At 35.9% G+C, this 23,964-nt stretch carries 18 protein-coding genes and 1 other annotated feature; of the genes, 16 read left to right on the top strand and 2 right to left on the bottom strand.

Annotated features, from left to right (window positions below; genetic code table 11):
- The first annotated feature begins 13 nt into the window (after positions 1 to 13).
- From tig to yihA, 5 genes are all read left to right on the top strand, one after another.
- A complete protein-coding gene (tig, locus tag V1503_RS14945; RefSeq protein ID WP_410627937.1) occupies positions 14 to 1,300 on the top strand; it encodes a trigger factor in 1,287 nt (428 codons plus the stop codon).
- A gap of 623 nt (positions 1,301 to 1,923) precedes the next feature.
- A complete protein-coding gene (gene clpX / locus V1503_RS14950) occupies positions 1,924 to 3,189 on the top strand; it encodes an ATP-dependent protease ATP-binding subunit ClpX (protein ID WP_214481502.1) in 1,266 nt (421 codons plus the stop codon).
- 244 nt (positions 3,190 to 3,433) lie between these two features.
- Positions 3,434 to 5,107 carry an ATP-dependent protease LonB gene (gene lonB, locus V1503_RS14955; protein ID WP_214481501.1) on the top strand — a complete coding sequence of 558 codons (1,674 nt, stop codon included), beginning with the start codon at positions 3,434 to 3,436 and terminating at the stop codon, positions 5,105 to 5,107.
- 492 nt (positions 5,108 to 5,599) lie between these two features.
- Entirely contained in the window at positions 5,600 to 7,924 is a 2,325-nt protein-coding gene (lon, locus tag V1503_RS14960; RefSeq protein ID WP_214481500.1) for an endopeptidase La, read from the top strand.
- On the top strand, positions 7,921 to 8,505 hold the full coding sequence (gene yihA / locus V1503_RS14965; protein ID WP_214481498.1) for a ribosome biogenesis GTP-binding protein YihA/YsxC: 585 nt from the start codon (positions 7,921 to 7,923) through the stop codon (positions 8,503 to 8,505). The genes lon and yihA overlap by 4 nt, the downstream gene beginning before the upstream one ends.
- 420 nt (positions 8,506 to 8,925) lie before the next feature.
- Here yihA and V1503_RS14970 read toward each other — a convergent pair whose 3' ends face one another.
- Positions 8,926 to 9,411 carry a hypothetical protein gene (locus tag V1503_RS14970; RefSeq protein WP_410627941.1) on the bottom strand — a complete coding sequence of 162 codons (486 nt, stop codon included), beginning with the start codon at positions 9,409 to 9,411 and terminating at the stop codon, positions 8,926 to 8,928.
- Positions 9,412 to 9,616: 205 nt separating this feature from the next.
- Between V1503_RS14970 and hemA the strand changes: the two genes are divergently transcribed.
- From hemA to ysxE, 8 genes are all read left to right on the top strand, one after another.
- Positions 9,617 to 10,957 carry a glutamyl-tRNA reductase gene (hemA, locus tag V1503_RS14975; protein WP_320256741.1) on the top strand — a complete coding sequence of 447 codons (1,341 nt, stop codon included), beginning with the start codon at positions 9,617 to 9,619 and terminating at the stop codon, positions 10,955 to 10,957.
- 14 nt (positions 10,958 to 10,971) lie between these two features.
- Positions 10,972 to 11,793 carry a cytochrome C assembly family protein gene (locus V1503_RS14980; protein ID WP_410627943.1) on the top strand — a complete coding sequence of 274 codons (822 nt, stop codon included), beginning with the start codon at positions 10,972 to 10,974 and terminating at the stop codon, positions 11,791 to 11,793.
- Between the two features lie 85 nt (positions 11,794 to 11,878).
- Positions 11,879 to 12,811 (top strand): hydroxymethylbilane synthase, encoded by a 933-nt coding sequence (gene hemC / locus V1503_RS14985; RefSeq protein WP_214481491.1) that lies wholly within the window; start codon positions 11,879 to 11,881, stop codon positions 12,809 to 12,811.
- Complete coding sequence (locus V1503_RS14990) at positions 12,811 to 13,599, top strand: uroporphyrinogen-III synthase (RefSeq protein WP_410627946.1); 789 nt, start codon at positions 12,811 to 12,813, stop codon at positions 13,597 to 13,599. Before hemC ends, V1503_RS14990 begins: the two co-directional genes overlap by 1 nt.
- Positions 13,600 to 13,852: 253 nt before the next feature.
- A complete protein-coding gene (hemB, locus tag V1503_RS14995; RefSeq protein ID WP_214481487.1) occupies positions 13,853 to 14,833 on the top strand; it encodes a porphobilinogen synthase in 981 nt (326 codons plus the stop codon).
- Between the two features lie 91 nt (positions 14,834 to 14,924).
- Complete coding sequence (gene hemL / locus V1503_RS15000) at positions 14,925 to 16,214, top strand: glutamate-1-semialdehyde 2,1-aminomutase (RefSeq protein ID WP_214481486.1); 1,290 nt, start codon at positions 14,925 to 14,927, stop codon at positions 16,212 to 16,214.
- A gap of 160 nt (positions 16,215 to 16,374) precedes the next feature.
- Positions 16,375 to 17,439 (top strand): stage VI sporulation protein D, encoded by a 1,065-nt coding sequence (spoVID, locus tag V1503_RS15005; RefSeq protein ID WP_410627949.1) that lies wholly within the window; start codon positions 16,375 to 16,377, stop codon positions 17,437 to 17,439.
- Between the two features lie 8 nt (positions 17,440 to 17,447).
- Entirely contained in the window at positions 17,448 to 18,485 is a 1,038-nt protein-coding gene (gene ysxE / locus V1503_RS15010) for a spore coat protein YsxE (protein WP_410627951.1), read from the top strand.
- Between the two features lie 45 nt (positions 18,486 to 18,530).
- On the opposite strand, the gene V1503_RS15015 is transcribed toward ysxE, so the two are convergent.
- A complete protein-coding gene (locus V1503_RS15015; RefSeq protein ID WP_214481483.1) occupies positions 18,531 to 18,722 on the bottom strand; it encodes a YszA family small membrane protein in 192 nt (63 codons plus the stop codon).
- Between the two features lie 515 nt (positions 18,723 to 19,237).
- Positions 19,238 to 19,486, top strand: a binding site (T-box leader).
- Between the two features lie 129 nt (positions 19,487 to 19,615).
- On the opposite strand from V1503_RS15015, the gene V1503_RS15020 reads away from it, so the two are divergent.
- From V1503_RS15020 to V1503_RS15030, 3 genes are all read left to right on the top strand, one after another.
- The gene (locus V1503_RS15020; RefSeq protein ID WP_496113376.1) at positions 19,616 to 22,240 is read left to right on the top strand and encodes a valine--tRNA ligase; all 2,625 of its coding nucleotides are present in this window, start codon (positions 19,616 to 19,618) and stop codon (positions 22,238 to 22,240) included.
- Positions 22,241 to 22,331: 91 nt separating this feature from the next.
- Positions 22,332 to 22,484, top strand: coding sequence for a hypothetical protein (locus V1503_RS15025; RefSeq protein WP_410627955.1), 153 nt, complete (start codon positions 22,332 to 22,334; stop codon positions 22,482 to 22,484).
- Between the two features lie 90 nt (positions 22,485 to 22,574).
- Positions 22,575 to 23,879 (top strand): bifunctional folylpolyglutamate synthase/dihydrofolate synthase, encoded by a 1,305-nt coding sequence (locus V1503_RS15030; RefSeq protein ID WP_410627957.1) that lies wholly within the window; start codon positions 22,575 to 22,577, stop codon positions 23,877 to 23,879.
- Positions 23,880 to 23,964 lie beyond the last annotated feature (85 nt).

Raw genomic sequence — 23,964 nt, forward strand, 5'->3', positions numbered from 1 at the left:
GGAGGGAATTTTTATGTCTGCAAAATGGGAAAAATCAGAAGGGAACCAAGGTGTCCTAACTGTTGAAGTAGATGCAGAAAAAGTTAATGAAGGACTAGATGCTGCGTTTAATAAAGTTGTGAAACAGGTGAACGTTCCTGGTTTCCGTAAAGGTAAAATGCCAAGAAGTCTATTCGAAAAAAGGTTCGGCGTAGAGTCTTTATATCAAGATGCTTTAGATATTTTATTACCTGAGGCATACTCAGCAGCTGTTGAGGAAACTGGAATTGAACCAGTTGATCGCCCAGATGTTGATATTGAACAAATGGAAAAAGGTAAAACACTTATTTTCACAGCCAAGGTAACAGTGAAACCGGAAGTTAAATTAGGTGAATATAAAGGCTTAGAAGTTGAAGAAATTGATGCTACTGTAACTGATGAAGATGTTGATAATGAGCTTAAGCAACTTCAAGAACGCCAAGCAGAATTAACTTTAAAAGAAGAAGGTTCTGTTGAAAACGGTGATACAGTAATCATGGATTTCGAAGGTTTTGTTAATGGTGAAGCATTCGAAGGTGGAACAGCTGAAAATTATTCATTAGAAATCGGTTCAGGTACATTTATTCCTGGTTTTGAAGATCAGTTAGTTGGTTTAGAAGCAGGTGCTGAAAAAGAAGTTGAAGTAACTTTCCCTGAAGAATACCACTCTGAAGAATTAGCTGGCAAGCCAGCAACGTTTAAGGTGAAAGTTCATGAAATAAAAGCAAAAGAACTTCCTGTCTTAGATGATGAGTTTGCAAAAGATGTTGATGATGAAGTTGAATCTTTAGAAGAATTAACAACAAAAACGAGAGAAAAATTACAAGAAACTAAAAAGCGTGAAGCAGAGGATAGCCTTAGAAATTCATTAATAGAAAAAGCTGCTGAAAATGCTGAAGTAGAAATTCCTGAAGCGATGTTTAAAACTGAGACAGATAGAATGGTTCAAGAGTTTGAACAGCGTCTACAAATGCAAGGCATGAACCTTGAGCTATACACACAATTCTCTGGTCAGGATGAAGCGGCACTCAGAGAGCAGATGAAGGAAGAAGCTGAAAAACGCGTTAAAATTAACTTAACTTTAGAAGCAATTGCTGCAGCTGAGAATTTTGATGTTACGGACGAAGAAATTGAAAAAGAACTTGACAATATGGCAGGTATGTACAACATGCCTATAGAAGAAATTAAGAAGATGTTAGGGAATTTAGATAGCATCAAAGGAGATTTAAAAATTCGTAAATCAATTGATTTTCTTGTAGAGAATCGTAAAGATGTTGCATAATAATAAGTAAGAAGTAAAACAAGGCACGAAGTACATCGTGCCTTGTTTTATCTAATCAGAGGAATATTGCATGCGTCTTTTTTTTCCATGTATTGCTAACAATAATGTTATTTTTTTTAAATGAGTATGGGTAAAGTAATTATTAATGGCTCCTTTCTAACCATGTTGCTAATGTTCATAAGTTGGAAGATCTCGTTTTAAAAAAGGCTCTTTCGTAGATTTGTTGCTATTATCACCAAATTAGACCCATAAGAAGTGGCTCTAGATGTTAGTCATCACGTTTCAGAATAAAAGGTGCCAAGAACACTAGTTGTTTATTTCTCAGTAGGAAAAAAACAATGAGAAAACTGCTTATTAATAAACGATAAGTAGGTCAATGCATTCTACTGTTATTATTTATCCGTATGAGTTATAATGTTGTATTAATAAAGATGATCAGTTGTTATACATAGTGTTGAGCGCATTATTTTTGTTAGCAAGTACATTTGTGATAAAATGCAATACATAACTTTTTTTAAATCGGTAATTTTGATTGTACTATGAGGATAACAAGAACATAGAAGGATAAGGCGCTGTTGCTTTGAACATCCTCCATAAGAAAAAATGAAATAAGGGGTGAAAATATGGGATTTAAATTTAACGAAGAAAAAGGACAATTAAAATGTTCGTTTTGCGGAAAAACCCAAGATCAGGTTCGTAAATTAGTTGCCGGTCCAGGTGTATATATATGTGATGAATGTATAGAATTATGCACTGAAATAGTTGAAGAGGAATTAGGGACTGAAGAAGAAGTAGAATTCAAAGAAGTTCCGAAACCAATTGCAATTCGCGAAATCCTTGACGAGTACGTTATTGGTCAAGATGCTGCAAAGAAATCCCTTGCGGTAGCAGTGTACAATCATTACAAGCGAATTAACTCAAATAGTAAAATTGATGATGTTGAACTTTCAAAAAGTAACATCGCAATGATAGGCCCAACTGGATCAGGTAAAACTTTGCTAGCTGAAACATTAGCAAGAATTTTAAATGTACCATTTGCTATTGCTGATGCAACATCACTTACTGAGGCTGGATATGTAGGTGAAGATGTTGAAAATATTTTGCTAAAGTTAATACAAGCAGCTGATTATGATGTTGAAAAGGCTGAAAAGGGTATCATTTATATTGACGAGATAGATAAAGTTGCTCGTAAATCGGAAAACCCTTCTATTACTCGTGATGTTTCTGGAGAAGGCGTGCAACAGGCATTGCTGAAAATTTTAGAAGGCACGATTGCTAGCGTTCCTCCTCAAGGTGGAAGGAAGCACCCACATCAAGAGTTTATTCAAATTGATACAACAAATATTTTGTTTATATGTGGTGGTGCCTTTGATGGCATTGAGCCAATTATAAAACGTCGTTTAGGAAAAAAAGTGATCGGTTTTGGATCAGACATGAAGCAAAAAGAGCATGATCAGAAGGAGCTGTTATCAAAAGTTCTACCTGAAGACTTGCTGAAGTTTGGACTAATTCCAGAGTTTATAGGTCGATTACCTGTAATTGCAAGCTTAGAACCACTTGATGAAGATGCATTAGTAAAAATTCTTACATTACCTAAAAATGCACTCGTGAAACAGTATCAGAAAATGCTTGAGCTAGATAATGTAGAGTTAGATTTTGAAGAAGATGCTCTGATTGAAATTGCCAAAAAAGCAATTGAACGTAAAACAGGGGCTCGTGGTCTACGTTCAATTATTGAAGGTATTATGCTGGATGTTATGTTCGAGCTTCCTTCTAGAGAGGACATATCAAAGTGTATTATAACAGCAGATACTGTTATGCATAATACTCCACCAAAATTAATACTTGATGATGGTTCAGAATTAAAAGATCGAAAAACATCAGCTTAAAAATTGTCTGGAAACATAACAACCTCTAAAGGATTTTACTTACCTTTAGAGGTTTTTGGGGTTTTAATCCCAATAATATTTTAGGATAGTGGGCAGCTAATTTACCGATGAATGAACGAGATGTTCAGTTGTCAGTGACTTATTTCCATTAATTTTAATGTATGAAAAAAATGTGTTTATACAAACTTCTGCACGGAGATACTATCAATTAATGATGGATTCATACGTTCAGGAGGGAATTGATATGAGTTGGACTAGCATCGCCTTACTCGTCCAGTTATTTTTTGGTGTAATTATTGGGCTATATTTTTGGAATTTATTAAGAAATCAACGCACTCAAAAAATATCAATTGATAAAGAATCACGTAAAGAAATGGAACATTTGAGAAAACTTCGTTCTATTTCATTGACTGAGCCATTAGCCGAAAAAGTTCGGCCGTCAAGTTTTCAAGAAATTGTCGGACAAATCGATGGAATTCGTTCTTTAAAGGCTGCTTTATGTGGGCCAAACCCTCAACATGTCCTTATATATGGCCCACCTGGTGTTGGAAAGACGGCTGCGGCTAGATTAGTATTAGAAGAAGCAAAAAAAAGCACTAAATCACCATTTCACCAATCTTCGGTTTTTGTTGAACTTGACGCCACTACTGCTCGTTTTGATGAAAGGGGTATTGCTGACCCATTAATTGGCTCAGTACATGATCCAATTTATCAAGGTGCGGGGGCCATGGGGCAAGCAGGTATACCGCAACCAAAGCAAGGTGCTGTGACGAATGCCCATGGTGGTGTACTCTTTATTGACGAGATTGGAGAGCTTCACCCTATTCAAATGAATAAGCTACTAAAGGTTCTTGAGGATCGAAAAGTATTTTTGGAAAGTGCTTATTATAGTGAAGAAAATTCACAAATTCCTAATCATATTCATGATATTTTTCAAAATGGTTTACCAGCAGACTTTCGGTTAATTGGAGCAACTACTAGAACACCAAGTGAAATACCACCTGCGATTCGTTCTCGATGTTTAGAAGTGTTTTTCCGAGAGTTAGATAAAGATGAAATTAAGGTTGTAGCTAGCAATGCCGCTCAGAAAGTACAAATGGAGATAGAAGATAAAGGGTTAGGGATTTTATCAAATTATGCTAGGAATGGTCGTGAAGCGGTCAATATGGTTCAAGTTGCTGCAGGGATTGCAATTTCTGAAGAAAGAGAGAGCATATATGATGAGGATATAGAGTGGGTGATTGAGTCCTCTCAGCTTGTACCACGTTATGAAAAGAAAATCTGTGCTAATTCAAAGGTAGGTCTAGTTAATGGCTTAGCTGTATTTGGGCCAAATACAGGAGCGTTACTAGAAATTGAAGTAACGATTATTCCTGCAGAAGATCAAGGTACAATTAATATTACAGGCATTGCAGAAGAGGAAAGTATTGGAGATAGGGCTAAATCAATTAGACGAAAAAGTATGGCTAAAGGGTCTATTGAAAATGTAATTACTGTTCTTCGTTCTATGGGCGTCCCTGCATCAGATTTTGATATACACGTCAATTTTCCTGGTGGATTTCCAGTTGATGGACCTTCTGCAGGGATTGCAATGGCGACTGGTATTTATTCTTCAATTAATAAAGTGAAAGTTGATAGAACTGTAGCGATGACAGGAGAAATTAGTATTCACGGTAATGTAAAACCAATTGGTGGTGTCGTTGCGAAAGTGAAAGCTGCAAGACAAGCAGGAGCAAAAAAGGTGATCATACCATCGGAAAATATGCAAAAGCTTTTAAAAGGCATAGAAGGAATTGAGATTATTCCTGTCAATCATCTAAATGAAGTATTCGATATTGCTTTAATAAAGCCAAAGATTCATCATACTGAATCAATCATATCATCTTCAGCAAAACTACAGGAAAAAGAATCAGTTTAATGATCGATAATTGAAAAGGTTGTGTCCGTTTTGTTAATTGTTGATTTCAGTATTTAGTAAATACCACCCAAACGATGTTCGTGGTAATTTTTCTTCTCTAACAAACCTTATCTTACTTTCCATATGGCTGTTTTCGGATTGATTGTTGCTTTTCGTACTAAGAAATAAATACGTATAAACCAAGTCTTTAATATAAAGTCACTTGCATAAATTTGTATGGTGCTGTCCTAAATTTAGTATCAAGAGGAATAAATAATAAGAAAAGAGAGCCTTTCAAATTTAGTAACAATAACAGCAGGATTTTTGAAATGAGCCATAGTATAAAGTGCCTTGTAAGTTAGACTCTTTGAACTGTGGCGCTTTTCAAAAAGCAAAAAACTCACCTTCAATAAATGCAGTGATAGTTGTTTCTATTTTACAAAGGAAAAAATGTACTATACAATAGTTCAATACAAGTATTTAGTGTTTTATATAATTGGAGGTATTTTTCCGATGGGTAAGAATAAACAAATGATCGTTCCCCTCCTGCCTCTCCGAGGAGTATTAATCTATCCGACAATGGTATTGCATCTAGATGTCGGTCGTGATAAATCTGTGAAAGCGCTCGAAAAAGCAATGATGGAAGACCGACATATTTTCTTATCATCGCAAGTAGATGTTTCGATAGAAGAACCAACGATCGATGATCTGTACGAAATGGGGACATTAACCCATGTTAAGCAAATGCTTAAGTTGCCAAATGGTACAATTCGGGTTTTAGTAGAAGGGATTAGTAGAGCTGAAATCGAAAAATATTATGATGAAGGTACTTATCACTCTGCAAAAATTAATACATATGAAGATCCGCAGGTGAAAGGCAATGAAGAAGAAGCGTTGATGAGGACAATGCTACAATTATTTGAGCAATACATAAAACTATCAAAAAAAATATCGGCAGAAACGTTTATGACCGTGTCAGATATTGAAGAGCCAGGGAGAATGGCAGATATCATTGCTTCCCATTTACCGTTAAAGATTAAAGAGAAGCAAGAGATATTGGAAACAACAGATCTTAAAGAACGTCTTCATCAAGTTATTACTATCATTAATAATGAACGTGAAGTTTTAAACTTAGAGAAAAAAATAGGACAAACTGTAAAACGGTCAATGGAACGAACGCAAAAAGAGTACTATCTCCGTGAGCAAATGAAAGCAATACAAAAAGAGCTAGGAGATAAAGAAGGAAAAACTGGTGAAATTGAAAAACTAAAAAGTAAAATACATGAAGCTGGGATGCCTGACCAAGTAAAAGAAACTGCTTTAAAAGAGTTAGATAGATATGAGAAAATACCTGTTAGCTCTGCTGAGAGTGGTGTAATTAGAAATTATATCGATTGGTTAATTATGTTACCTTGGTCTGTTTCTACAGAGGATAGTTTAAATGTCAAAAAAGCTGAAAAGATCTTAAACGATGAGCATTTCGGTCTTGAAAAAGTGAAAGAACGTGTTCTTGAATACTTAGCAGTGCAACAGTTAACGGAATCGTTAAAAGGCCCAATTTTATGCCTGTCCGGTCCTCCTGGGGTAGGTAAAACATCACTGGCTAAGTCTATAGCTAAATCGTTAAATAGAAATTTTGTCCGTATTTCTCTTGGTGGTGTCCGTGATGAATCAGAGATTAGGGGTCACCGAAGAACATATGTAGGGGCGATGCCAGGTAGAATTATTCAAGGTATGAAAAAAGCATCTACTATCAATCCAGTATTTCTATTGGATGAAATTGATAAAATGTCAAGTGATTTTCGTGGGGATCCATCTTCTGCGATGCTAGAAGTACTTGATCCAGAACAAAATCATTCATTTAGTGACCACTATATTGAAGAACCATATGATCTATCTAATGTAGTATTTATTGCTACTGCTAATGATTTATCTACAATTCCAGGACCGCTTCGAGATCGAATGGAAATAATAACGATTGCTGGTTATACTGAAATTGAAAAACTGCATATTGCAAAGGACCATTTATTTCCTAAGCAGTTGAAAGAACATGGTATGAAAAAAGCAGTATTACAAATTAGAGATGATGGCTTACAGAGTGTTATAAGGTATTACACACGTGAAGCAGGCGTCCGTGGATTAGAACGTCAGCTCGCAACAATATGTAGAAAAGCAGCTAAGTTAATTGTTGCAGAAGAACGTAAAAGAGTAATCATTACTGATAAGAATATTGAAGAATTTTTAGGGAAAAAAATATTTCGTTACGGTCAAGCTGAAATAGATGACCAAGTTGGTGTGGCAACTGGGCTTGCATATACTCCTGTTGGAGGAGATACGTTATCAATAGAAGTTTCACTTTCTCCGGGTAAGGGGAAGCTTGTTTTAACCGGGAAACTTGGTGATGTAATGAAAGAATCAGCACAAGCTGCATTCAGTTACATACGATCTAGAGCAGAAGAGCTTCATATTGATCCAAATTTCCATGAAGAGAATGATATCCACATCCATGTCCCTGAAGGTGCAGTACCTAAAGATGGTCCATCAGCAGGAATTACAATGGCAACAGCACTTATTTCTGCTTTAACGGATTATCCTGTTAGTAAAGAAGTAGGTATGACTGGAGAAATTACACTTCGTGGGAGAGTGCTTCCTATAGGAGGACTAAAAGAAAAAACGTTAAGTGCTCATCGAGCTGGCTTAAGGAAAATTATTGTTCCTAAAGATAATGAAAAAGATATTGATGATATTCCAGAAAGTGTGAGAAATGATTTAACCTTCATACTCGTTTCTCATTTGGATGAAGTCTTGGAACATGCGATTTTAGGAGATACTATATGAAAGTTACAGATGCAGAAATAGTTATTAGTGCGGTGAAGCCAGAACAGTATCCAAATGCAGAGAGGTTTCCAGAATTCGCCTTAGCAGGAAGGTCAAATGTTGGTAAATCTTCCTTTATAAATAAAATGATCCATCGTAAAAATTTAGCTAGAACATCATCAAAACCAGGTAAGACACAAACCTTAAACTTTTATTTACTTAATGAGTCACTATATTTTGTTGACGTACCCGGTTATGGCTATGCAAAAGTGTCTAAGAAGGAACGGGAAGCCTGGGGTAAAATGATCGAGAAGTATCTTACTACACGTGAGCCTTTACGTGCGGTAATTTTATTGATAGATCTTCGTCATCCACCTTCAAACGATGATGTGATTATGTATGACTTTTTAAAACATTATGAAATTCCTACTATTGTAATTGCAACAAAGGCAGATAAAATACCAAAGGGTAAATGGGAAAAACACGCTAAAGTTATTCGTCAGGACCTACAACTCGACCCTAACGATCAGTTAATACTATTTTCATCTGAAACAGGCAAAGGAAAAGTAGAGGCATGGTCAGCTTTAAATAAGTTTATGTAATGATAGATAGTTGCAGTAAGCAGGGGAATATTATACTCTGCTTACTTTTTTGTGTTTAATAATGGTGTGCAATATATTGAGAAGTAAGAACGAAACAACTAGAATTTCATGGCGCCTTTACTGGTAGGAAGTGTTGAAAATAATAAAACCATTGTTAGCAGAACAATGGTTACGAAGAGCGTCTGAATATTATTAGCGTGTTAAATTCGAATTGCATATGCTTGAGGGAAAAAGAGACTCCTGTACTTTTCTAGTTGTCAGCACAAGGCTTCAAGGTCGTTTCGCCCTTTCACCCTAAAAGCAACAAGTGCCAAAGTGAAAGAAACTTCGCGTTTGTTCGATGAGTCAGCATGAAGACAGACATTTGGAATTTGTGTAACATGATTGGGCATACGCCAGCATTTTTCTAATTGTCTAGCCTTAGCCCTTTTGGAAAAATAGAATATATAAACCGATAGCAATAAGAATGAATGGCCAAAAACTTGATATACTTGATGTAGTATTTTCGAGATTGCCAATCCAATTCATAATTTCGTTATTAAATAGAAACAATAGAGCTATAAACAATAATAGTAACCCTTGAATCAAGCCTGTTTTTAATTTTGTATACTGTAATAATAATCCTATGGATATAATAAATAATAACATGACAGGATTATCTGGCCAAAAGGGTAAACTAAAGAAATTTTGAAAATGTATACCAAAGCCAAATAAAATAATTCCAGGTAATATATTGTTATATTGCTTAGTTATGTATGCGTGAGCTATCAAGGCGGTTCCGATGATTAACAGCCAAGTAGGCCATGTGTAAAAACCTGGAGTTATTTTGATGTTTAGTTGTTGAATGAGCAAATAAATCCCAAATCCGATCAGGATTATACTAGAAAAAATGCTCTGTTTCTTCATGAAAACCTCCTTGAATTTAATAGAGCTTACTTGATAAACAAAGCTGTTTTTGATATTCTACACAATGTAGTACGTATTTAATTAATCTTAACATATGTTCATATTGTGTTCACATTTAAAAAAATGACAATATTTCATACATGTTATAATAGATATAGTTTTATGTATATGGGAGAATAGGCATATTAGGGGGTGCAAAGTTACAGTGCATATCATCGTTGTTGGGGTAAATTATAAAACAGCACCTGTCGAAATTCGTGAAAAATTGACTTTTGATGCAAATAGATTACATGAGGCAATGAAAGCTTTGCAAAAGCAAAAGAGTATTTTAGAGAATGTTATTATTTCAACATGTAATCGAACTGAAGTCTATGCTGTTGTTGATCAATTGCATACAGGTCGATACTATATAAAAGCTTTTTTAGCAGATTGGTTTAATTTAGATAAAGATGAGGTATCGCCGTATTTAACGATATTTGAAAGTGATGGTGCGATTGACCACCTATTTAATGTCGCATGTGGCCTAAAGTCGATGGTTTTAGGTGAGACACAAATATTAGGTCAGGTTCGATCAAGTTTTTTATTAGCTCAGGAGGCGCAAACGACTGGTACAATCTTCAACCAGTTATTTAAACAAGTAATCACATTAGCAAAACGTGCGCATTCGGAAACTGAAATTTCTTCAAATGCAATGTCGATCAGCTATGCTGCAGTTGAGCTTGCAAAGAAGATTTTTGGTCAGTTAACAAATAAACATGTGTTAATTTTAGGTGCAGGTAAGATGGGAGAACTAGCTGTCGAAAATCTTCATGGCAATGGTGTAAAACAAGTTACGGTTGTTAATAGAACGATGGAAAAAGCTGAATCCCTAGCCAAGCGCTTTTCAGGACAAGCTAAGTCAATGGAAGATATTCAACAAGCTTTAGTAGAAGCTGATATAATGATAAGTTCGACCGGAGCGAAGGACTATGTTATAAACAAAGCTATGATGGAACAAGTAAAAAAAATGAGAAAAGGTAGACCTATATTTATGGTCGATATTGCTGTTCCGCGCGATTTAGATCCACAGCTTGCAGCGCTTGATAATGTATTTCTATATGATATTGATGATTTAGAGGATATAGTACAAGCTAATTTAGCGGAGCGACAAAAGGCTTCAATACAAATTGAGTTAATGATTGAGTCAGAAATAGTGATGTTTAAACAATGGCTTAATACATTAGGGGTTGTACCTGTTATCTCTGCACTTAGACAACGTGCACTTGAAGTCCAAGCTGAAACGATGAGAAGCATCGATCGTAAACTACCGAACCTTTCAGAACGAGAAAGAAAAGTTATTAATAAACATACAAAGAGCATTGTTAATCAATTGCTAAAAGATCCAATCTTGGGAGCAAAAGAAATAGCTGCGGAAGATAATGCTGAAGAGTCATTACAGCTCTTTATGAAAATATTTAATATTGAAGAAGCGGTAAAGGTTGAGCTAGACAAGCAGCAGGTTCAACAACTTGCGACTGCAAAACAGCTATCTCTTCATAGTTCATAAGTGAGGAGACGAATATGATAGATATATATATGACAAGGCTATACGAGTTTACCGTATGTATATATGCAGTAAGTGTACTGCTATATTTTGTTGACTTTCTTCATAATAACCGGAAGGCTAATAGAGTTGCCTTCTGGTTACTTTCTATTGTTTGGTGTTTACAAACAATTTTTTTGTTTCTGAGAATGATGGAAACAGGGCGCTTTCCTATTTTGACGCTTTTTGAAGGACTCTATTTTTATGCATGGGTATTGATTACGTTATCACTTGTAATTAATCGTCTGTTACGAGTGGACTTTATTGTTTTTTTTACGAACGTTCTAGGCTTTTTTGTAATGGCCTTACATACATTCGCACCTAATCATGAACAATCTGTCGCAGGCGCAGAGCAACTCATGTCAGAATTATTAGTGATTCATATTACAATGACCATATTGTCATATGGAGCATTTACATTATCTTTTATCTTTACAACACTGTATTTGATTCAATATAATTTGCTAAAACAAAAGAGATGGGGAAAACGCTTGCTTCGTATAGAAGACCTCACTAAATTGGATCATATGTCTTATGTGTTAAATGTAATTGGAGTACCAATGTTACTACTAGGGTTAATTTTAGGCTTGATATGGGCGTATATACAAATTCCTAATTTTCATTGGTATGATGTGAAAGTCCTTGGCTCTTTTACGGTTTTAATTGTATACGGGGTTTATCTATATATGCGTGTGGGTAAGAATTTACAAGGGAAAACGCTTGCGACATGGAATGTGGCTTCATTTTTAGTCCTTCTTATTAATTTTTTTCTATTTGGAAGTCTATCTAGATTTCATTAAAAGTACTGCATTTTAAATAAAACGATAGTGGTTGCTGGAAATATAAATAACCACCTCCACTTTGCTAATGATTTAGGAGGAAATCATGCGAAAAATAATTGTAGGTTCTCGTAAAAGTAAATTAGCGTTAACTCAAACTAATTGGGTAATAGATACTTTAAAGCAATTAGGCGTTCCATTTGAGTTTGAAGTGAAAGAAATTGTTACTAAAGGTGATAAAATTCTTGATGTGACCTTATCAAAGGTTGGCGGAAAAGGGTTGTTTGTTAAAGAAATCGAACAAGCTATGCTTAATAAAGAAATTGATATGGCCGTACATAGTATGAAGGATATGCCAGCTGTTTTACCAGAACATTTAACGATTGGCTGTATTCCAAAACGTGAGGACCCTAGAGATGTCATAATTTCAAAAGGTCACATTCCTTTTGAACAGCTTCCGAGTGGAGCAATAATTGGAACAAGTAGTTTACGAAGGGCAGCACAGCTGCTAGCACTTCGCTCCGATATAGAGATTAAATGGATTCGAGGTAATATTGATACTCGCTTAAGGAAATTAGAAAATAACGAATATGATGCAATTGTCTTAGCAGCAGCTGGGTTAGCACGTATGGGGTGGAAAGATGATGTAGTAACTGAATATCTTGAGCCAATAAGTTGTTTACCTGCTGTCGGTCAGGGCGCACTTGGAATTGAGTGTCGCATTGATGATACGGACCTTTTGAATGAACTGGCAAAATTAAATGATAAAGAAACTTCCCGAACTACTGAAGCAGAACGTACATTTCTTGATAAGATGGAAGGTGGCTGTCAAGTTCCAATTGCGGGGTATGCTCAAATTAACCAACATGATGAAATTGTATTACATGCACTCGTAGCATCACCTGATGGCGAAACAATTTTTAAAGAAACGATTACCGGAACAAACCCAGAGGAAGTAGGTATATTAGCTGCTATGAAGCTTACAAAAATGGGTGCCAAAAACCTCATTGATCAAGTGAAAGAGGAGCTTAATCAATAATGCATAATATGTTACCTCTACATAACAAAAGAATAGTTGTGACAAGAGGTAAACAGCAGGCAAAAGGCTTTGCTGAGAAAATTGTAGAACTTGGAGGTATCCCGGTAGAAATTCCGCTAATTTCTATCATCCCTGCAAATTATACACATGAAAACAAGATGGTTGTGAATAAGCTACATGAATATCAATGGCTTATTTTCTCAAGCGCAAATGGCGTACATTTCTTTTTTCAACAATTTCAGGAGCAGCTGGATTGTAACGTATTATTTCCGAAGATTGCTGTAGTAGGAAAAAGAACTTTAGAAGCATTACAACAGTATGGACACGAAGCGTCAGTTGTACCAAAACAGTTTGTACAAGAAAGTTTATTAGAGGCATTATATCCATATTTGAATTCGGGAAATCGAATTTTAAACGTTAGAGGGAATCTTTCACGTGATACGATAAAGTCTCAGTTAATTAATAGCGGATATGATGTAACGGATTTGGTCGTTTATCAAACAATTGAGAACAGCGAGAGTAAACATAAATTATATAGAATGCTCACAAATGATGACATAGATGTCATCACATTTGCGAGTTCCTCAGCTGTTAAAAACTTTGTATCATTATTAAGTGGGCATTCAATAGCCCAATACATCCGAGGCTGTATAGTCGCTTGTATCGGCCCTATAACGAAAGAAACAGCAACTAATCTTGGTATAACCGTGCATATATGTCCAAAAGAGTATACGCTTGATAGTATGCTGCAAGAGCTTGTTCTGTATTATAACCGAGTGTCAAATTAATAGGCTGTTTTCGCATTAATTGTTGCTTTTCGTACTAAGAGCCAAACACGTACACAACTAGAGTTAGTGGCATCTTTTCTTCTGTACAACAATGACTAACCATGTTAAACCACTTTTTGGTATTAATTGGATTACAATAGCAACATAGTTTACGAAAAGAGCCTTAGAATAACATCTATAAGTGATAAGCAAATTTATTTAACTCGGACTTTTGTGAAAATCATGTGAGTATATGAAAGGAAGGATTTGTTACATGAAAGATATTAATTTTTCCCGTTATCGTAGGCTACGTCAAACAGCTAATGTCCGAAGAATGGTACGTGAAACACATTTACACGTTGAAGATTTCATTTATCCCCTATTTGTGGTAGAAGGGGAAAACCAAAAAAACCCTGTTTCATCGATGCCTGGAGTTTATCAATATTCACTTGATCGTCTTAATGAAGAAGTGGCAGAAGTTGTTGAACTTGGTATACCATCTGTCATTGTCTTCGGGGTACCTAATGAGAAAGATGATGTTGGCTCTCAAGCATATCATGACCATGGAATTGTTCAAGATGCTATACGACAACTTAAAGCATCTTTTCCTGAGCTTGTCGTTATTGCTGATACATGTCTCTGTCAATATACAGATCATGGGCATTGTGGAATTATTCAAGGTGGACAAGTTTTGAATGACCCGTCATTAAATTTACTCGTGAAAACAGCGATAAGCCAGGCAAAAGCTGGGGCTGATATTATTGCTCCTTCAAATATGATGGATGGTTTTGTAGCAGCAATTCGTCAAGGCTTAGATGAAGCGGGCTATGAGTATATTCCAATGATGTCTTATGGTGTAAAGTATGCATCTGCTTTCTATGGCCCTTTTAGAGATGCAGCTCATGGTGCGCCACAGTTTGGGGATCGTAAAACATATCAAATGGACCCAGCAAACCGTTTGGAAGCACTTCGTGAAGCTCAATCTGACGTAGAAGAAGGAGCAGACTTTCTCATAGTCAAACCAGCTCTTTCATATTTAGACATTATCAGAGATATGCAAAACAATATTAACATCCCAATTGTAGCTTATAACGTTAGCGGCGAGTATTCGATGATTAAAGCAGCAGCACAAAATGGTTGGTTGAATGAACAAGAAGTCGTTTTAGAAAAACTGACTAGTATGAAGCGAGCTGGAGTTGATCTAATCATAACCTACTTTGCTAAAGATGCAGCCCGTTGGTTAACTGAGAAGTAAACATGTTGAGAAACACTTATATGTCAGGGAATGTAGATACTTTATTACCCCTGAGTAACACCCTTGATTATTTATAGGAAGGTGTCTAATTATGCGAAGCTATCAAAAGTCAATTGAAGCGTTTGAAAAAGCACAACAACTTATGCCAGGTGGAGTGAATAGTCCTGTTCGTGCATTTAAATCTGTTGATATGAACCCGATCTTTATGAAAAAGGGGAAAGGATCAAAAATATACGATATCGACGGAAATGAATATATAGATTATGTTTTGTCATGGGGACCACTTATTCATGGACATGCAAATGAAAGAGTCGTAGAAGCAATTAAAAAAGTAACTGAAGATGGCACAAGCTTTGGAGCACCTTCATTAATTGAAAATGATCTTGCCCAGCTTGTTATTGATCGCGTACCATCCATTGAAGTAATTAGAATGGTTAGCTCAGGTACAGAGGCAACAATGAGTGCTCTTCGTTTAGCCCGAGGTTATACTTCTCGCAATAAAATAATGAAGTTTGAAGGTTGTTATCATGGACACGGAGATTCATTATTAATTAAGGCTGGATCAGGAGTTGCAACACTCGGCTTACCTGACAGTCCTGGTGTGCCAGAGGGTATTGCAAAAAATACTATTACAGTTCCTTATAACGATCTTAATAGTGTCAAATATGCTTTTGAGCAATTTGGTGATGATATTGCTGGCGTTATCGTTGAACCTGTTGCTGGTAATATGGGGGTTGTACCACCTCAGGAGGGCTTTCTAGAAGGATTAAGGGAAATTACTGAAGAGTATGGTTCATTATTAATCTTTGATGAAGTTATGTCAGGATTTAGAGTTGCGTATCATTGTGCACAAGGGTATTTTGGTGTTATCCCAGATATTACATGCCTAGGAAAAGTTATTGGCGGTGGCCTTCCAGTAGGTGCATACGGTGGAAAAGCGGAAATAATGAACCAAATCGCTCCGAGTGGACCGATTTATCAAGCTGGTACACTGTCCGGTAACCCACTTGCAATGACAGCTGGTTATGAAACATTGATCCAATTAACACCAGAATCGTATGCACAATTTGAACAAAAAGCAGATCTTTTAGAGGAAGGTCTTTCAGCAGCAGCACGTAAATATGAAATTCCACATACAATCAATCGTGCTGGTTCAATGATCGGCTTCTTCTTTACAGATGAAGAAGTAACAAATTATGAAATGGCAAAAAAATCTAATTTAGCTTATTTTGCAACATTTTATCAAGCTATGTCTGAACAAGGTGTCTTTTTGCCACCATCTCAGTTTGAAGGACTATTTTTATCAACAGCTCATTCACATGAAGATATTCAACATACAATTCACAGTGCGGAAAAAGCTTTTTCAAAGCTTAAATCTTAAGTAAATGAACATAGAAAAAGAAGGTGTAGATAAAGTGTACCATCAACTTTATCTACACCTTTTTCATGTTTTATCAACGTTTTATACATAAATGATCAATTTCATTCATAAATCTGTAATGTCATAGTAAAAATGGTACTTGTTTGAAAGGAGGAGTAAGGTGACACAAGAAGAGCAATCGTCGCTGCGATTTTCAATTGAAGAGTCGGTATGGTTTCAAAAGGGACAGGAAGTCTCTGAACTTTTATCAATTTCTTTAGATCCTGATATTATGATTGAAGAGCATGATCAATATATTACAATTCGTGGTTCGCTTCAGCTATCAGGTGAATACAGAATAGATGAAAATGCTGTACATGAAGACGTCAGAGAGTTTCCTGGAAGGGTTGTTAATACTATTATTACACGAGAAGATGGTGTAAGTGAGCTAAAGCATGTTTTTCCTGTTGATATAACAATTCCGAAGACTCGAATTGATCGTATGGATGACGTGTATATTTCAATCAATTCATTTGACTATGAAATTCCTCAAACAAGGTGTTTAGAAGTGTTTGCAGATCTTTCTATAAGTGGAATATATGATCATCACCAATCTGAGGTTATAAGAGAAGGTGAGTATTATGAGGAAATCATTGAGCATGAAGAGGGAAAGGAAGGGACCGAACGAGTAGAAGTAAATGATGTCGATTCAATGGGAAATGTAAAAGATGGAGAAGATGTGGTGCATGTTGGAATTGAAGAAGACTTGTATGATCCATTCGAAGTTGAAGTCAGAAAACAAGTAGAAGAAGATGTTTTAGATTCAGCAGAAAGTGCTGAAAGTAATGTACCAAATGTAGATGTATATAGTCCTCAGGTTGAATTAAAAGGTAGAGAAGAAACTGATTTAGTATTGAACTTTGAAAGGCACAGTGAAGAACGTAATGAGGTTCAAACAAAGGAAATAAAGGTCAGAGAAGAAGCGATGATAGGGGACGAATCTGAAGCAAAACGTGATGAGAATGCACTATATTTAACCAAGATATTTGGCAAAGAGGAGCATGAAAGCGATTTTTCACAAGTGAAAATGTGTTTTGTTCAACAAGGTGATTCCGTACAATCCATATCAGAAAGATATGATGTATCTGTTCAACAGCTTTTACGAGTAAATCATCTCGAACAAGAACATGACATTTATGAAGGTCAAATATTATATATACCTATCTACATCGATAGCAAAGTTTAGTAATTAACATGACTACGAAAAATGAGGGTCATGATAAAACAGCAACAGTATTAAATTATCATAGTCCTATCATAGCTAAATATGGAATAATACCCGATCAGGTTGAGCAGATTGGAAAGAAGCTTGTCAAAGTACATTCCAAGTCAGGAACGTTCGCATTGAAGAGATTGGATGGTAAATATAAAGACGGTTCATTTATTAAGACAATGCAATCTTTATTCGAACGTGGATTTACGAATATTATTCCTATTTATCGAACTAACAATGGAAACTTTCTTGTACACTTCGACAATAATTGTTTTTATTTAATGCCATGGTTTCAACATGAAAATCGTCAAGGTTTCTTTCAGCAAATGATGCGAGAATTAGCGAGACTTCATTATATGACATCGAAGGACATAGTGTATACGAATAATCAAATAGCAAAATCATATAATGATATAAAAGCATCATGGAGAACTCAAAGGGTCTTTTTGGAAAGGTATATGGAAGTGTGTGAAAGTAAATGGTATATGTCACCATTTGAATTGCAGTTTGTTACGTATTTTCACGAAATCATGCAAGCTATTCATTTTGCTGAACGAAATCTAGATCAATGGTTTGAAAGGACCGAACAAAAAAAGCATTCTCGAGTTTCAATCGTACACGGGAATGTTTCACCTGAACACGTCGTAAGCAACGATAAAGGGAAAGGTTATTTTATTAACTTTGAAAGGTCATCTGTCGCTTCTCCTGTATATGATTTAGTTACATTAATACACCGTACATTAAAAACGTACCCAGTGAATAACCATGAATGTGTCGAGTGGATTCAGCATTATCAACAATTTAACTCATTAAAGGAAGAAGAACGTTTTTTGCTATACAGTTACGGTTCATATCCTGAACAATTATATAATATTGTTCGAAAACATTTAGCAAGTTCAACAAATAACAATGAGCTTCAGAGTACTGAACAATTACTACGGGCATATTGGCAAATGAAAAACATTGAGTTTGTTATTATGCAGTTAATTGACGGAGAAAAAATGACTAGTGACGAATAAAAAGAATCCCATATATAACATATCATATGTTGTATATGGGATTTCTTATATCCAATTGAATTCAAATGCTACTGCAATAACGACTAACAAAGCAAGTATAAACACATCAAACGTAGTTGGAAAAAAGATGGTACGAAGTAATTGAAAGACCGCAATAGGAATGATCATTTGTCCACAAATATCGCGAAGCTGACGCGCCCATGGTGGAAGTGAAAAAGGTGTGTATTTCCGTCTCATCGTTAGCCTCCTTACATTTAAATAAGCTAGTGATTTTCACAGCTACACTTTTCTTATGGCTGTTTTCGAATTTTTAGTTGTTTTTCGTGATAACATATAACTATGCAAACAACTAGGATTTAATGGACATATTAGTATTGTAAATCACAAGAGTATTTCGGAAATTTCAACAAAGTTTATGAAAAGAGCCTTTCGTATAGATGAGGCTTTAAGGAATTGTAGCGGTTTAAAGAGGAGAAAACACTTGGAGTAATCAGTAGTATAATTTAAGTCCATGATCACCTCAACTGAAAACAGCCTTTACAATAAATACTCGTAAATAAACATATATTAAAGTATGCCACCATCAATGAAATAGTGCATTCACCCATCTAATTTGCTAACTAATGAATAACTTTAAAAAAAATTGGTTAAGATGATTGACGACAAAAACAATTTTTCGGTAGTATATAGAATATAAATATGATACTATTGACAAACATATAAGAGATGCGTTCATGTTCATTGAACAATATCTAAATGCGTAGACAGGGAAGAGTACAATAGGTAGCTCCTTCAGAGAGAGAAATTTATAGCTGAGAAATTTCTTAGGATCGCTATTATTCGAAAGTCACCCTTAAGCTGCTTCTTTGAAAGATCGATGTGTCAATTAGAAGAAGCCGGATGCAACCGTTATTTGTTTAAGCGCTTAAACTTCATTGTGTAATAATGTAGTTTAAGAATTAAGGTGGAACCGCGGAAAATAAACTCCTTTCGTCCTTTTTTGGATGGAGGAGTTTTTATTTTTTAGTTAGGTTTTGCTTTTCGCAATTGATTGGCGTTTTTCGAACGTTGCTATTTTAATTTTCTTAAGTTATTAGTCAGGAGGAACTAACATGGAAACAAATGAACAAATGCTATCGACAAAATACGATCCAAATAAAGTTGAAAAAAATCGATATAAGTTTTGGCTTGAAGGAAAATATTTTGAGGCAACTGGAGATAGTGAAAAAGAACCTTATACAATTGTAATACCCCCACCAAATGTAACAGGCAAGCTACATTTAGGTCATGCTTGGGATACAACATTACAAGATATATTGACGCGTATGAAACGCATGCAAGGGTTGGATGTTCTTTGGTTACCTGGAATGGATCACGCTGGTATTGCTACTCAAGCAAAGGTCGAAGCAAAGCTACGTGAACAAGGAACATCTAGATATGATTTAGGAAGAGAAAAATTTGTTGAGGAAACGTGGAAGTGGAAAGAGGAGTACGCTAGTCATATTCGTCAGCAGTGGTCAAAGCTTGGCTTGGGTCTAGATTATTCACGCGAGCGTTTTACACTTGATGAAGGGCTTTCTAAAGCTGTTCGTGAAGTTTTCGTAACATTGTACAAAAAAGATCTTATTTACCGTGGAGAGTATATCATTAACTGGGACCCACAAACGAAGACAGCCCTGTCAGACATTGAAGTGATTCATAAAGATGTGCAAGGTGCATTTTATCATATGCGTTATCCACTAACGGACGGTTCAGGGCATATCGAAATTGCTACAACACGACCTGAGACGATGCTTGGAGATACTGCTATTGCAGTTCATCCAAAGGATGAGCGCTATAAGCATTTGATTGGAAAAACAGCTAAACTACCAATAATCGGAAGAGAGCTAAAGATCGTAGGTGACGACTATGTTGATATGGAGTTCGGATCTGGAGCAGTAAAAATTACTCCAGCCCATGATCCAAATGACTTCGAAATTGGTAACCGTCATAATCTTGAAAGAGTTCTTGTTATGAATGAAGACGGAACGATGAATAACAATGCTGGTAAATACCAAGGGATGGATCGCTTTGAATGTCGTAAGCAAATTGTGAAAGATTTAGAAGAGCAAGGAGTACTCTTTAAGATTGAGGAGCATATGCATTCAGTAGGTCATAGTGAACGAAGTGGAGCTGTAGTTGAGCCATATTTGTCAACACAATGGTTTGTAAAAATGCAGCCATTAGCTGATGAAGCGATCAAGTTACAGCAAACAGGTGATAAGGTGAATTTTGTTCCTGATCGCTTTGAAAAAACGTATTTACGTTGGATGGAAAATATTCGTGATTGGTGTATTTCTCGTCAATTGTGGTGGGGACATCGTATTCCTGCTTGGTACCATAAGGAGACAGGTGAAGTGTATGTAGATCATGAACCACCAGCTGACGTTGAAAATTGGGAACAAGACACTGATGTATTAGATACTTGGTTCAGTTCAGCGCTTTGGCCATTTTCAACGATGGGATGGCCTGATGAATCTTCATTGGATTACAATCGTTATTATCCATCGAATGTTCTCGTTACTGGTTATGATATTATTTTCTTCTGGGTGTCAAGAATGATATTCCAAGCTCTCGAGTTTACTGAGAAACGTCCTTTTGATGATGTATTAATACATGGACTTGTACGTGCTTCGGATGGAAGAAAAATGAGTAAATCTTTAGGAAATGGTGTAGATCCAATGGATGTCATCGACCAATATGGTGCTGATTCCTTACGTTACTTCCTGGCAACAGGTAGCTCTCCAGGTCAAGATTTACGTTATAGCACGGAGAAGGTTGAAGCTACTTGGAACTTTGCTAATAAAATATGGAATGCATCGCGATTCGTAATAATGAATTTAGATGGCCTTAAGTATGAAGAAATAGACTTAACAGGAGAGAAGTCAGTAGCAGATCAATGGATATTAACAAGACTTAATGAGACAATTGAAAAGGTTACTACTTTAGCAGATAAATATGAATTTGGTGAAGTTGGTCGTGTGTTATACAACTTCATTTGGGATGATTTCTGTGATTGGTATATAGAAATGGCTAAGCTCCCATTATATGGGGATGATGTCAAGGCAAAGAAATCGACACGAAGTGTATTGGCATATGTGTTAGATAATACTCTACGCTTATTACATCCGTTTATGCCTTTTATTACCGAGGAAATTTGGCAAAATCTACCTCATGAAGGTAACTCAATAACAGTTGCTAAGTGGCCGCAGGTTCGTTCAGAACTTTCAAACGAACAAGCTGCAAATGATATGCACTTACTCGTTGATATTATTCGATCAGTCCGCAATGTTCGAGCTGAAGTGAATACACCAATGAGTAAGAAGATTAAGCTCCACATTAATGCAAAAGATGAGAATGTAGCTACTCGTCTAGAAGACAATCGTTCATATATCGATAGATTCTGTAATCCAAGTGAATTAATGATCGGTGTAGGATTACAACCACCTGCAAAGTCTATGACAGCGGTAGTAACGGGTGCAGAATTAATTCTACCACTTGAAGGCTTAATTAATATTGAAGAAGAAGTACAACGTCTGCAAAAAGAATTGGAAAAGCTGAATAAAGAAGTAGACCGTGTACAAAAGAAATTAAGTAATGAAGGTTTCGTCAACAAAGCTCCAGAAAAAGTAATTGCTGAAGAACGTGCAAAGGAACAGGATTATGTTGAAAAACGTGAAACAGTTCGTGCTCGTATCGCGGAACTGAAAGGATAATACATTAATAAAGAGCGGATTCATTTGAAAGGCATGATGAATGAGGAGCATTTTCTAAAAAATTATTCTAAATTCATTTGTAGACAAATGAATGATGGATAGACTAAAATATAACACGAACCTGAGAGGGTTCGTGTTTTTTGAATATAACAAAGCTGCAGTGTTTGCGACAGATAGTCAAAGAGCTGCACTTTTCTATAATCTAGATCCTTTAGTCCTAGATATGATTTCGGCATTAAAATAAGCTTTTAATAGATGACACAGAGCTTTAGATTGGCAGGGAATATTAGAGGGGCAAGAGCTTCACGTTAATTGTTACTAAGGAGGAGTTTTTATGGTAGTTACATATAAGGAAGCTATAGATTGGATTCATTCACGACTTCGTTTAGGTATGAAGCCAGGACTAAAAAGAATGGAGTGGATGATGGAGCGTTTGGCTCATCCTGAACAACATATTAAAACAATTCATGTTGCTGGGACAAATGGTAAAGGTTCGACGGTATGTTATTTGCGAACAATTTTACAAGAGGCAGGCTACAACATAGGTACTTTTACATCACCTTACATTGAACAATTTAATGAACGTATTAGCATCAATGGTGTTCCAATTCATGATGAGGAAATCGTAAGTTTAGTTAATGAGATTAAACCGTTAGCAGAACAGTTAGAACATACTGAGTTAGGTTCGCCTACCGAATTTGAAGTAATCACTGCGATGGCATTAGTTTATTTTGCAAAAACAAAGCAAGTTGACCTCGTAATCTTTGAAACAGGCCTAGGAGGTAGGTTAGATTCTACGAATGTTATTGACCCATTATTTTCCATTATTACGAACATCGGGTTTGATCATACTGCTATTCTTGGCGAGACAGTTGAAGAAATTGCATATGAAAAAAGTGGAATTATAAAGCCAGACTCACCAGTGATTACTTCGGTTGAACAGGAAGAAGCCTTACAAGTCATTTTAGCAAAAGCACAGTCTACAAATTCTCAAGTATATCAATATAACCTCGATTTTACTATTGCTAATTATCAATCAACAAAAAGCGGTGAATCATTCTCAATTAAGACTCCTTTTTTAACAATAAATGATCTCAACTCTAAGATGAAAGGTGCTCATCAAGTGAAAAATGCGGCTCTAGCAATTATGGCAGCCGTATATTTGAAAACACATTTTTCAATGACCATAGAAGAAGTCCATATTCGCGATGGAATAAAGGCCGCATTTTGGGCTGGTCGTTTTGAAACGCTAATGGCAGAACCGATGGTTATCATTGATGGTGCACATAACCCAGAGGGAGTTCAAGCCTTATGTAAAACGCTTAACGATCACTTTAACGATAAGAAGATACATATCATATTTTCTGCATTAGCAGATAAACACATTGGAGATATGCTTAACCCTTTAGCTGATATTGCTGAACGACTTACATGTACTTCATTCGATTTTCCTAGGTCTTTATCAGCAAGAGAATTGTATGATCAATGTAGTAGAAGTAATAAGGATTACGAGGAAGATTGGAAAGTAGTTATAAATGAAAAGCTTAACTCCATCCCTAAAGATGACGTTCTTATTATCACAGGTTCACTATATTTTATATCAGAAGTACGATTACATATATTAGGATGTTTGTCGTAGTATTTTCATATTACATATGACTTTTGTCTGAAAATTTGGTAAAATATAGACGATAAATGATTAAATATGAAATATGTGGTAGAGG

Source organism: Nanhaiella sioensis, from assembly GCF_046557775.1.
GTDB lineage: Bacteria > Bacillota > Bacilli > Bacillales > SM2101 > Nanhaiella > Nanhaiella sioensis.

What these genes read in the sequence shown, in the direction of transcription:
- tig (WP_410627937.1), top strand. Translation starts at nt 14, where the DNA reads ATGTCTGCAAAATGGGAAAAATCAGAAGGGAACCAAGGTGTCCTAACT.
- clpX (WP_214481502.1), top strand. Translation starts at nt 1,924, where the DNA reads ATGGGATTTAAATTTAACGAAGAAAAAGGACAATTAAAATGTTCGTTT.
- lonB (WP_214481501.1), top strand. Translation starts at nt 3,434, where the DNA reads ATGAGTTGGACTAGCATCGCCTTACTCGTCCAGTTATTTTTTGGTGTA.
- lon (WP_214481500.1), top strand. Translation starts at nt 5,600, where the DNA reads ATGGGTAAGAATAAACAAATGATCGTTCCCCTCCTGCCTCTCCGAGGA.
- yihA (WP_214481498.1), top strand. Translation starts at nt 7,921, where the DNA reads ATGAAAGTTACAGATGCAGAAATAGTTATTAGTGCGGTGAAGCCAGAA.
- V1503_RS14970 (WP_410627941.1), bottom strand. Translation starts at nt 9,411, where the DNA reads ATGAAGAAACAGAGCATTTTTTCTAGTATAATCCTGATCGGATTTGGG.
- V1503_RS14980 (WP_410627943.1), top strand. Translation starts at nt 10,972, where the DNA reads ATGATAGATATATATATGACAAGGCTATACGAGTTTACCGTATGTATA.
- hemC (WP_214481491.1), top strand. Translation starts at nt 11,879, where the DNA reads ATGCGAAAAATAATTGTAGGTTCTCGTAAAAGTAAATTAGCGTTAACT.
- V1503_RS14990 (WP_410627946.1), top strand. Translation starts at nt 12,811, where the DNA reads ATGCATAATATGTTACCTCTACATAACAAAAGAATAGTTGTGACAAGA.
- hemB (WP_214481487.1), top strand. Translation starts at nt 13,853, where the DNA reads ATGAAAGATATTAATTTTTCCCGTTATCGTAGGCTACGTCAAACAGCT.
- hemL (WP_214481486.1), top strand. Translation starts at nt 14,925, where the DNA reads ATGCGAAGCTATCAAAAGTCAATTGAAGCGTTTGAAAAAGCACAACAA.
- ysxE (WP_410627951.1), top strand. Translation starts at nt 17,448, where the DNA reads ATGACTACGAAAAATGAGGGTCATGATAAAACAGCAACAGTATTAAAT.
- V1503_RS15015 (WP_214481483.1), bottom strand. Translation starts at nt 18,722, where the DNA reads ATGAGACGGAAATACACACCTTTTTCACTTCCACCATGGGCGCGTCAG.
- V1503_RS15020 (WP_496113376.1), top strand. Translation starts at nt 19,616, where the DNA reads ATGCTATCGACAAAATACGATCCAAATAAAGTTGAAAAAAATCGATAT.
- V1503_RS15025 (WP_410627955.1), top strand. Translation starts at nt 22,332, where the DNA reads ATGATGGATAGACTAAAATATAACACGAACCTGAGAGGGTTCGTGTTT.
- V1503_RS15030 (WP_410627957.1), top strand. Translation starts at nt 22,575, where the DNA reads ATGGTAGTTACATATAAGGAAGCTATAGATTGGATTCATTCACGACTT.